Below are 9850 nucleotides of genomic sequence, written 5' to 3'. Positions count from 1 at the left end.
AAAGAGGGTTCGGTCTCCCGTCCGCCACCGCACCTGCTTTCATAGCAGAGTCGGCAAGAAACAAGTTACAAGGGGGGGCGCGAAGGATCGCCAGCCTTTGCTATAACTCATTCTCAACCGGGAACCAGTCTGCGGGCGTTGCTACGAATGGTTGACAGATCGGCGGGACAGCGCCCCCCTCTGTCCTACCGGACATCTCCCCCACAAGGGGGGAGATCGGCTGTAACGGCCGCCTTCGCAAAACCCTTTACGGCATCGGTTTTCGAGGCCAATACCGCTTCGACCAAGCGTTGGGGACACAATGACCAGTCTCAACATCGTCGAGGCATCCATCGAACAGTTGCGGCAAGCGCTGGAGGCCGGCACCGTCACCAGCGTCGAGCTGGTCGGCGCCTGCCTGTGCAGGATCGCCAGATTTGACCGCCATGGCATCACCCTCAACGCCGTTCCCGTGCTCAATCCCAAAATGTTCGAGGAAGCCGCCGCGTCCGACCGGCGCCGCAGGAGCGGCGCGACGCTCGGGCCGCTGGACGGCATCCCCTATACCGCCAAGGACAGCTACAAGGTGGCGGGCCTGACGGTGGCCGCCGGGTCGCCGGCCTTCGAGCATCTCACGGCCAGCGAGGACGCCTTCACCATTGCGCGGCTGCGGGCCGGCGGCGCGGTGCTGGTCGGGCTGACCAACATGCCGCCGATGGCCAATGGCGGCATGCAGCGCGGCGTCTACGGCCGGGCGGAAAGCCCCTACAATGCCGATTACCTGACCGCGGCCTTCGCCTCGGGCTCGTCGAATGGTTCCGGGACGGCGACCGCCGCCAGTTTCGCCGCCTTCGGGCTCGGCGAGGAAACTTGGTCTTCCGGCCGGGCGCCGGCGTCGAATAATGCGCTGGTCGCCTACACGCCGTCGCGCGGCGTCATTTCTGTGCGCGGCAACTGGCCGCTGGTGCCGACGATGGACGTGGTGGTGCCGCATACGCGCAGCGTGCAGGATATCCTCGAACTGCTCGACGTGATCGTCGCCGACGACCCCGACACCAGAGGCGATTTCTGGCGTGCGCAGCCCTGGGTGGCGCTGCCGAAGAGCTCGGCAGTGCGGCCGCCACGCTACACCGACCTTAGACTGGAGGGCGCGCTGCAAGGCATGCGGCTCGGCGTGCCCCGCATGTATATCGGCCGAGACATGGAGGCTGACGTTCCGATCCAGACCCGCGCGTCGGTTCTGGAGTTGTGGGAGCAGGCGGCAGCGGACCTGCGACGGCTCGGCGCAACCGTGGTCGAGGTCGATTTCCCCGTCGTCTCCAACTACGAGCGCGACCGGCCGGGCACCAAAAACATGGTCGATCGCGGGCTGGTTCCGGAAGAATTCGCCGAGCGCGAGATCTGGGACCTGTGCGTCTTCGCCTGGGACGATTTCCTGCGCGCCAATGCCGATCCCGCTATCCCCGATCTCGCCTCGGTCGACGGCGCAAAAATCTTTCCGCAGCCGCCGGGCGCGTTGCCGGATCGTTATGAGGACAGCTTCGATCTGGCGGAGTATGTCGAGCGGGCCAAGCGCGGTGTGACATCCTTCAATGATATCCCCGGCTTGGAGGCTGGTCTGAAAGGCCTGGAGGCGACGCGGCGCATCGACTTCGAGGACTGGCTCGACGCGCAAGGGCTCGACGCGGTGGTGTTTCCGGCGGTCGCCGATGTCGGGCCGGCGGATGCTGATGTCAGCGAGGCCTCCGCGGCACTCGCCTGGCGCAACGGCACCTGGGTCGCCAACGGCAATCTCGTGCCGCGCCATCTCGGCATTCCGACTGTCACCGTGCCGATGGGCACGATGGCCGATATCGGTATGCCGGTCGGCCTCACCTTCGCCGGCAAGGCCTATGACGATACGAAGCTGCTTCGGCTGGCCGGCGACTTCGAGCGTTTTGGCCAGCGCCGGAGCCGGCCGCCGCGCACGCCGGAACTTTCCGACGATGTCTTTCCCGCCCGGCCTGCCGCCCGCCAGGCCGGCGAGGCGCCGCCGCTCACTCTTGCCGCCGAGACTCGCCGTGCGGATGATCAGGACGAGATCACCATCACGCTTGATGTGCATGGCGAGGCCGGAACCGAGATCAGCGTGAAAGTCCATGTCAACGGCGAGCCCATTCGCATACTGCGGACCGGCGCGCACTTCACCGGGCGTGCGGTCGTACCGGCCAAAGAGCATGAGAGAATCCACAGCGTCTGGCGCGGCGCGTACGGCTCGATCGTCACTGCTGTCGTGCGGCTAGCGGACGGGAGCGCCGCCGGCGCCTACGCGGTGACCGGCGGGATTGGGTGAGGTTGCGGCAGGTGAGGGAGCTGCTGACCGCTATTACGGCAGCGAGGCCAGCCATTCGTCCCAAAATTCCTGCTGCAGGTGGACGAAGACCGGCATCACGTCGTGGCCGTCGGCAAAGATATTGACCAAATCAGCCTTTTGAGGGAACTGCCCCATTATCACCTTGCAGGCGATCAATCCGCGGCTCATCTCGATCACCGTCCCTTCGGGATAAACATTCCCGCTCGCTCCATAACAAAAGGGCAGTAAGCCCTCGATTTCGAGTTCCTGGCGGATTTGGAACAGGGCTTCGAAATAGTCTTCCTCCTCGGCCTCGATCATCTTGTCACGATAGCTGCAGGTGAGATGGCAGCCGGTTCGGACGAGCGCAAGATGAACACCGCTTGCTCATCGCCGCCCGTGCCTCCACCGATCAGGAATACAATGTGCTTTTCGTCCATTTGCCACCCCGTTTACCGTCGATGTAGATCGTAGTGCGGCACGGGTCGGATTTCCATCTATTGCTGTGGCCACCGCCACCGCGTCGAGCACAACCTCTGCCTTGGAGGATTCCTCGCGGCTGGGGCATCGCGGGGCCGAGAAGTCCGGCCTGCATGCCGCCGATGGTCGATGGCGGCATGCAGTGCGGCGTCTGCGGCCAGCTATTCAATCCGCGTTAGTCCGGCTTGCAGGGGTCGCTGCCGGCGTCGGCTTTGGCCGCCGCTGTCTTCTCGCCCTCCTGCTGTGCCTGTGCATCTTGCTGCGAGGTTGCGAGGTTCTTATTCCCGCCGCTTTCCTGGTTGGCAAGCGGCATGGTGTTGCCGTCCTTATTGGCCGGGCCGCCCTCGACCTTGCTGCCGGCATTCGCATCAGTTTCGAGAGGTGCGTGCGTTCCGTCTTTTGCGATGCCTGACTGAGCTTTGACCGATGCAGTCGTGTCATGGCAGGTGGCGCTTGCCGTGCCGGCGGTCAGCCCGAGCATTGAGGTGGCGAGCAGAATAGCGGTTAGGGTCCTCATCTCGTACTCCTTCGCTGTTTGAGGTCATCTTTCTAAACTGCCGGCCCTATCTGAGGTTCCGCTAATTCAGTTCGAACTTCGAACATGGCGTCGTATTCGCATTGATTTGCGGGCTTCCGCAGGCGCGGCCTATCGCGTATTGGCGCGGGGAAAATCCCTTGGGCGCGCGTGGAAGCATGATTCGACTGGAAAGCATCAGCAAGCAGAACGGCCGGCAGATCGTCTTCATCGAGGCGTCCGCCTCGTTGCAGAAGGGCGAGAAGGTCGGGCTGGTCGGCCCCAACGGCGCCGGCAAGACGACGCTGTTTCGCATGATCAACGGTGAGGAGCAGCCCGACGAGGGCCAGGTCTCCGTCGATCGCGGCGTCACCATCGGCTATTTCAGCCAGGATGTCGGCGATATGGAAGGCCGCAGCGCGGTTGCCGAAGTGATGGACGGCGCCGGGCCGGTGAGCGAAGTGGCGGCCGAGATGCGTGAGCTCGAAGCCGCCATGGGCGACCCGGAGCGATCAAATGAGATGGACGCCATCATTGCCCGCTATGGCGACCTGCAGGCGCGGTTCGAGGAGCTCAACGGCTATGCGCTGGATGGCCGCGCACGCGAGGTGCTGGACGGCCTCGGCTTCAGCCAGGAGATGATGGACGGCGACGTCGGAAAGCTATCCGGCGGCTGGAAGATGCGCGTGGCGCTGGCCCGCATCCTGCTGATGCGGCCTGACGCCATGCTGCTCGACGAGCCGAGCAACCATCTCGACCTGGAAAGCCTGATCTGGCTGGAGCAGTTCCTGAAGAACTATGACGGCGCGCTGCTGATGACCTCGCACGACCGCGAGTTCATGAACCGCATCGTCAACAAGGTGGTGGAGATCGATGGCGGCTCGCTGACCGCTTACTCCGGCAACTATGAATTCTACCAGCAGCAGCGGGCGATCGCCGACCGGCAGCAGCAGGCGCAGTTCGAGCGCCAGCAGGCGATGCTGGCCAAGGAAATTGCCTTCATCGAGCGCTTCAAGGCGCGCGCGTCACATGCCGCCCAGGTGCAGAGCCGGGTGAAGAAGCTGGAGAAGATCGACCGCGTCGAGCCGCCCAAGCGCCGCCAAAAAGTGTCGTTCGACTTCCAGCCGGCGCCGCGCTGCGGCGAGGACGTGGTGACGCTGAAGAACGTCCACAAGGGCTATGGCAGCCGCTCGATCTACGAGGGGCTGGATTTCCAGGTGCGCCGCCGCGAGCGCTGGTGCGTGATGGGCATCAACGGCGCCGGCAAGTCGACGCTGCTGAAGCTGGTCGCCGGCGCCTCCGAACCGGACGATGGCTCGGTGGCGCGCGGCCCGAGCGTCAAGATGGGCTATTTCGCCCAGCACGCCATGGAGGTGCTGGAGGGCGAGCGCACCGTGTTCCAGACGCTGGAAGACGCGTTTCCACAGGCAGGCCAGGCGCCGCTCAGGGCGCTGGCCGGCTGCTTCGGCTTTTCCGGCGACGAGATCGAGAAGAAATGCCGGGTGCTGTCGGGCGGCGAGAAGGCGCGGCTGGTGATGGCGCTGATGCTGTTCGACCCGCCCAATTTGCTGGTGCTGGACGAGCCGACCAACCACCTCGACATTGCCACCAAGGAGATGCTGATCACGGCCCTCTCGCAATACGAAGGCACCATGCTGTTCGTCTCGCACGACCGGCATTTTCTGGCGGCGCTGTCGAATCGCGTGCTGGAGCTGACGCCCGAGGGCGTTCATACATATGGCGGCGGCTATACCGAGTATGTCGAGCGCACCGGGCAGGAAGCGCCTGGGTTGCGGAGCTGAGGCGCAGAGCGGCGTTGCCGCTCACCCAACGCTCGATTTTGGAAAGGAAGCGCCGGCTGCTCAGTCGTGCATCGCAATTTCGCGCAGCGGATCGCCGCCGTCGATGAACAGCCGGCCTTGCGCCGTCAACGCGGCCTTGAGCCGTTGCAGGGCGATTTTTTCTGCCTCGGGATAGCGCCCGTCCAGCGCGCCGACGCGCACCGCAACGGCAATGTCGAAGCGCTTTTCCTCCGCCTCAAGGTTGAAGTCCTCGATGGCGACCTGACGAAAACTCAGCCGGCCCGCTGCAGTCTCGGCGCGCGAGGCGGCCCTGGCCTGCGCTATGGCCTTGGCCGAGCGGTCGATCGCCACCACGTGGCCGTCGCCAATCCGGCGCACGATCGCGCGCGCCGCAGCACCCGGGCCGCAGCCGATCTCCAGCACCCGCATTCCCTGCCGCAAAGGCAGCGCATCGATTAGCGACCATGGCTGGCGACGGGAAGGCCGACACCTGAGGGATCGCGGACATCGTCGATGTGTTCACTGCCGGAGGTGAAGGCCCCTTGATCGATGTCGAAGAGGCCGACGATCGGTCGACTTCTCAACTGCGCGACAGGAACAGTAGGGGATACTTAAGAGGGAATAAACCCCGAGCGGCCCGGCGTCGTTGGCCTGAGGGGGGGACTGGCGCCGAGCCTAACCGGTTGGGGGGTAGATCACCGGCCATTTAGATAGATACGATAAAGCTAATTTAAGCGCAAGCTAATGTTATGCGTTAGCGAGTGCGAGATTGTTTCTGATCAGTGGATGTTTTCGGCTGATCGCTTCCTGGCCGCGTTCAGACTGGGTGCTGGAACTGAGGCCGGGCGCGTCCGCACCTGTGACAGCGGCTATGCCTGACCTGTCGAACGCACCGGCAAGGCGCAGGAGCGGAGGCCCGCTTGAAGGCGTCTTGATCGCCGGCTTGACCCTTCACGAGGCCGGCGACATTGTGCGGTTCGCCAGTCCATAACGGTCGTGTGGGAATGGATTTTCGCAACGCCATCGATGAATCGCTGGCCTGGGCCAGCCGGTGGTTCGACTATGCCGTCACGCCGTGGTTTTTCTATCAGGCTGCAATCATCGTCGTGCTCTTCCTGGTCGCGAAGCTCGCGGCGCAGCGCATCGAGCCGCTGGTGGAAAACCGGGCACGCCAGATCAAGGGGCATCCCGGACTGTTGAGGGTCGTGGTTGCCCTGTTGCGGCGCACCGACTGGATCCTGTTCACGGTCTTCCTGCTTGCCGCGCTCATCCTCATGCGCGCCGTGACCTGGCCAAGCCGGACCCATTTCATCTATATCGCGCTCTCGCTATCCCTCACCTGGCTGTTCGCATCGGTGCTGTCGCGCATCATCCGCAACCGCTTTGTCGCGCGGGCTCTCGCCTGGCTGACCTGGATCTATGCGGCCCTCGTCATCCTGGGCATCGATGACGACGCCGCGGCTTTCCTGGACAGCCTCGCAATACCTTTGGGCGCCGTTCGCCTTTCGGCGCTCATGGTGCTGAAAGCGGCGCTGCTGCTGATCGCCACGGTCTGGCTTGCGGTGATCGTCGGCAAGTATATCGATAAGCGCGTCCGGATCTCCGAAGAGCTGACACCTTCGATCCGCGTCCTCGTCGGCAAGGTCGCAAAGGTCGGCCTTGTGCTGGTGGCGGGTGCCATTGCCCTGTCTTCCGTCGGTCTCGACCTGACGGCTCTGACGATATTTTCCGGCGCCGTTGGCGTCGGCCTGGCTTTCGGGCTGCAGAAGGTCGTTTCAAATTTCGTCTCCGGCATGATCATCCTGCTCGACAAGTCGATCAAGCCGGGCGACACCATTTCGCTCGAGGGCACGTTCGGCTGGGTACGCGAATTGCGAGCGCGGTTTGTCTCGGTGGTGACGCGCGACGGCCGCGAATACCTGATCCCGAACGAAGACTTCATCACCCAAAGGGTCATCAACTGGTCGTTCAGCGATAACCTCGTGCGGCTCGACGTGAATTTCGGGGTCTCTTACGACGCCGACCCGCATAAGGTCAGTGAACTGGCGATTAAGGCCGCCATGAGCGTTGGCCGGGTCGAAGCGGACCGGCGGCCGGTCTGCTGGCTCACGGATTTCGGCGAGTCCTCGCTGAATTTCGTCCTGCGCTTCTGGATCCACGACCCTCAGCAAGGTCTGACCAACGTGCGCGGCAGGGTGCTGCTGGCGCTGTGGGACACTTTCAGGGAAAACGGCATAGGCATTCCCTATCCGCATCGCGAGATCATCATGAAGCCGGATGGGCGCGCCGGGAAATCACGCAGGCGCTGATGCTGCCAATCTCCCCCCTTGTGGGGGAGATGTCCGGCAGGACAGAGGGGGGCGCTGTCCCGCCGACTTCTCTCACCGATCCCAATCCGCTCTCACGCGCATTAGCTTAGAACGTCCTTTGCGCGTTCAGAACGAACAAGGTTGGCGATCCTTCGCGCCCCCCTCTGCCCTGCCGGGCATCTCCCCCACAAGGGGGGAGATTGGCAGCTTCGACGCCGAGCGCGGTCTTTCGCGAGTGCATCCGGCAAGGGTTCGCACTTCGGCTCCTATGCTGTATCCAGCTCCGAACTCAAGGAGCCATCGATGACCTCACACCTCGACATGCCCGACGCCAGCATGGCTGCCGATGACGAGCGCGCCAGCGTCGACGACGTCGCGTGGCAGGACGATGTTCGCGCGGGCGTGCGGCATGTGCGCGATCTGGATTCCCTGCCGCTGTCGCCGGCCGAGCGCGCGGCGGCTCAAGCGGCGGCCACGCGCCACAAGGTTCGCATCCCAAAAGCCTATCTCGATCTGATCGACTGGAACGACCCCGCCGATCCGATACGGCTTCAGGTCATCCCGTCGCCTAGCGAACTGGCCGAGCTGGAAGGCGAACTCGACGATCCGATCGCCGACCACGCCTTCAGCCCGGTGCCGCGATTGACGCATCGCCATGCCGACCGGGTTTTGCTGTTCCCGACCTATCAATGCGCGGTCTATTGCCGGTTCTGCTTTCGCAAGGAGTCGCTGACCTCGATCGGCCGCGGTTTTTCGCGCGAGGCGCTGGAGCCGGCCTTTGCCTATATCGAGGCGCATCCCGAAATCCGCGAGGTGATCCTGACCGGCGGCGATCCGCTGTCGCTGCCGGACAAGGCGCTGGCGGAAATCCGCGCCCGCATCGAGGCGGTTCCGCATGTGCGGCTCTTGCGCATCCACACCCGCGTGCCGGTCGCGCTGCCGTCGCGTGTCACCTCAGGGCTGGTTCGCTCCCTGCAGGGCCGGCTGATGGTCACGGTCGTCACCCATTTCAACCACGCGCGGGAGATCACGCCGGCCACCGAAGAAGCCTGCCGCACGTTGCGGCAAGGCGGCTTCGTGCTGCTCAACCAGAGCGTTCTGCTGAAAGGAGTCAACGACACGGTCGAGGTGCTGGAGGAGCTGTGCCGCGAGCTGATGTACCGCCTCGGCGTCAAACCCTATTACCTACACCATGGCGACCTCGCACGCGGCATGGCGCACCGGCGCACCACGATCGCCAAGGGCCAGGCGCTGGCCAGCGCCTTGCGCGCCCGCCTATCGGGAATCTGCAACCCCGTCTATGTGCTGGACCTGCCGGACGGCGGCGGCAAGGTGCCGCTTGGGCCGTGCTATGTCGAGGCGCAGGACGGCGAGAGCTGGCGGATTCGCGGGCAGGATGGCGAGGTGAGGGCGTATACGGAGATTGTCGGCGACCCTTGAAAGCTTGGATTCCTCACTCCGCGAAGCGGGAAGAGGTGGCTCGGCGAAGCCGCGACGGAGAGGGGTCTTCCTTTGAGCACGCAAGCTCCTGCTGCCCGCGCCTGGGTTGGAACCGGATCCAATGCCTCGCATTTCTAGAGATAACGGGGCAAAGGAGCGCAGGGTGAAAGCTTTTTCGGCGGTACTTGGCGGCTTTGTGCTGACGCTGGCGGTTTTCGCCAGCGGATTGGCTTTCGCCATCTGGATTCTTTCCGCCGAGCCGGTGCGGCAGGCCGCCCCGACTTCCAGCGTCGCCGAACTGTGGCCGAGGGAGCCGCGGAAGGTGGATCCTGCTTCGCAGCGACTTGAGCGCCTCCCCGCCCGCGAAGTCCCAGAGGTCCCAGTTGGTCAGGTCCCAGTTGATCAGGCCCCAGTCGATCGGGCCCCAGTCGATCGCACCTCGAAACCGGCCGATGTCGCAGCTTCGGCGCCCGATCCCACCGCTACCGCCTCTATCAAGCCGGCAGCCGACGAGCAGCAGGAACTGCCCGCCGCCCATGTGGAATGGTGCGCAAGCCGCTACCGCTCCTACAGGCCAAGCGACGACCACTACACATCCTACAGCGGGGAGCCGCGTCCCTGCATCTCGCCCTATCTCGATGCCGGTCCGGTCGAGCGTGTCGCACAGCCTGCCGACGAAAGCGCCAGCTATGTCGAGGCGACCGAGAGGTGGTCAATCGATGGCAACGTTCCGGCGGATGAAACCGGCGGCGCCTGGCTTCCGCCCGACCACATAGAATATTGCTTCAGCCGCTACCGCTCGTATCGGCCGGAAGACAACACTTACCAGCCCTATTCCGGCGGCCCGCGCCGGCAGTGCCGTTAGGCAGGACTGAGCGGCGCCTTGCATGCGCCTGTCAGGCATCTGCAATCCCGTGCTGGGCCTTCCGCAAGGCGGAGGCAAAGTCCCGCTTTGTCCGTCCTGTGTCGAGGCGAGGGAGGGGGAGACGTGGGG

The 9850-nt window shown here is 64.3% G+C and carries 8 protein-coding genes; 5 read left to right on the top strand and 3 right to left on the bottom strand.

What is annotated here, in order from left to right; translation table 11 throughout:
• Positions 1 to 301 precede the first annotated feature (301 nt).
• Positions 302 to 2311, top strand: a complete 2010-nt coding sequence (locus tag AC0L25_RS31655; RefSeq protein WP_473599062.1) for an amidase — start codon at positions 302 to 304, stop codon at positions 2309 to 2311.
• A 33-nt stretch (positions 2312 to 2344) separates the two neighbouring features.
• On the opposite strand, the gene AC0L25_RS31650 is transcribed toward AC0L25_RS31655, so the two are convergent.
• Both AC0L25_RS31650 and AC0L25_RS31645 read right to left on the bottom strand, forming a co-directional pair.
• On the bottom strand, positions 2345 to 2632 hold the full coding sequence (locus AC0L25_RS31650) for a hypothetical protein (RefSeq protein ID WP_473599061.1): 288 nt from the start codon (positions 2630 to 2632) through the stop codon (positions 2345 to 2347).
• Positions 2633 to 2966: 334 nt separating this feature from the next.
• Positions 2967 to 3308: a hypothetical protein gene (locus AC0L25_RS31645; protein ID WP_473599060.1), complete on the bottom strand. Its 342-nt coding sequence runs from the start codon at positions 3306 to 3308 to the stop codon at positions 2967 to 2969.
• Between the two features lie 176 nt (positions 3309 to 3484).
• Here AC0L25_RS31645 and AC0L25_RS31640 point away from each other — a divergent pair, with 176 nt between their 5' ends.
• A complete protein-coding gene (locus AC0L25_RS31640; RefSeq protein WP_473599059.1) occupies positions 3485 to 5107 on the top strand; it encodes an ABC-F family ATP-binding cassette domain-containing protein in 1623 nt (540 codons plus the stop codon).
• 60 nt (positions 5108 to 5167) lie between these two features.
• Here the strand turns inward: AC0L25_RS31640 and AC0L25_RS31635 are convergent, their stop codons facing one another.
• On the bottom strand, positions 5168 to 5563 hold the full coding sequence (locus tag AC0L25_RS31635) for an SAM-dependent methyltransferase (protein ID WP_473599063.1): 396 nt from the start codon (positions 5561 to 5563) through the stop codon (positions 5168 to 5170).
• 548 nt (positions 5564 to 6111) lie between these two features.
• Here AC0L25_RS31635 and AC0L25_RS31630 point away from each other — a divergent pair.
• The 3 genes from AC0L25_RS31630 (at position 6112) to AC0L25_RS31620 (ending at position 9721) form a co-directional block, all read left to right on the top strand.
• Positions 6112 to 7416, top strand: a complete 1305-nt coding sequence (locus AC0L25_RS31630; protein ID WP_473599058.1) for a mechanosensitive ion channel family protein — start codon at positions 6112 to 6114, stop codon at positions 7414 to 7416.
• Positions 7417 to 7719: 303 nt separating this feature from the next.
• Positions 7720 to 8856 (top strand): KamA family radical SAM protein, encoded by a 1137-nt coding sequence (locus AC0L25_RS31625; protein ID WP_473599057.1) that lies wholly within the window; start codon positions 7720 to 7722, stop codon positions 8854 to 8856.
• A 163-nt stretch (positions 8857 to 9019) separates the two neighbouring features.
• The gene (locus AC0L25_RS31620; RefSeq protein WP_473599056.1) at positions 9020 to 9721 is read left to right on the top strand and encodes a BA14K family protein; all 702 of its coding nucleotides are present in this window, start codon (positions 9020 to 9022) and stop codon (positions 9719 to 9721) included.
• The last annotated feature ends 129 nt before the right edge of the window (positions 9722 to 9850 follow it).

The sequence above is a fragment of the Mesorhizobium sp. WSM4813 genome, from assembly GCF_055811555.1.
Note: the sequence above shows the minus strand (reverse complement) of the source record. Positions and strands in the feature narration are given on the sequence as shown.

Excerpts from the sequence above, each read along its gene's own strand:
- AC0L25_RS31655 (WP_473599062.1), top strand. The coding sequence starts at position 302 with ATGACCAGTCTCAACATCGTCGAGGCATCCATCGAACAGTTGCGGCAA.
- AC0L25_RS31650 (WP_473599061.1), bottom strand. The coding sequence starts at position 2,632 with ATGATCGAGGCCGAGGAGGAAGACTATTTCGAAGCCCTGTTCCAAATC.
- AC0L25_RS31645 (WP_473599060.1), bottom strand. The coding sequence starts at position 3,308 with ATGAGGACCCTAACCGCTATTCTGCTCGCCACCTCAATGCTCGGGCTG.
- AC0L25_RS31640 (WP_473599059.1), top strand. The coding sequence starts at position 3,485 with ATGATTCGACTGGAAAGCATCAGCAAGCAGAACGGCCGGCAGATCGTC.
- AC0L25_RS31630 (WP_473599058.1), top strand. The coding sequence starts at position 6,112 with ATGGATTTTCGCAACGCCATCGATGAATCGCTGGCCTGGGCCAGCCGG.
- AC0L25_RS31625 (WP_473599057.1), top strand. The coding sequence starts at position 7,720 with ATGACCTCACACCTCGACATGCCCGACGCCAGCATGGCTGCCGATGAC.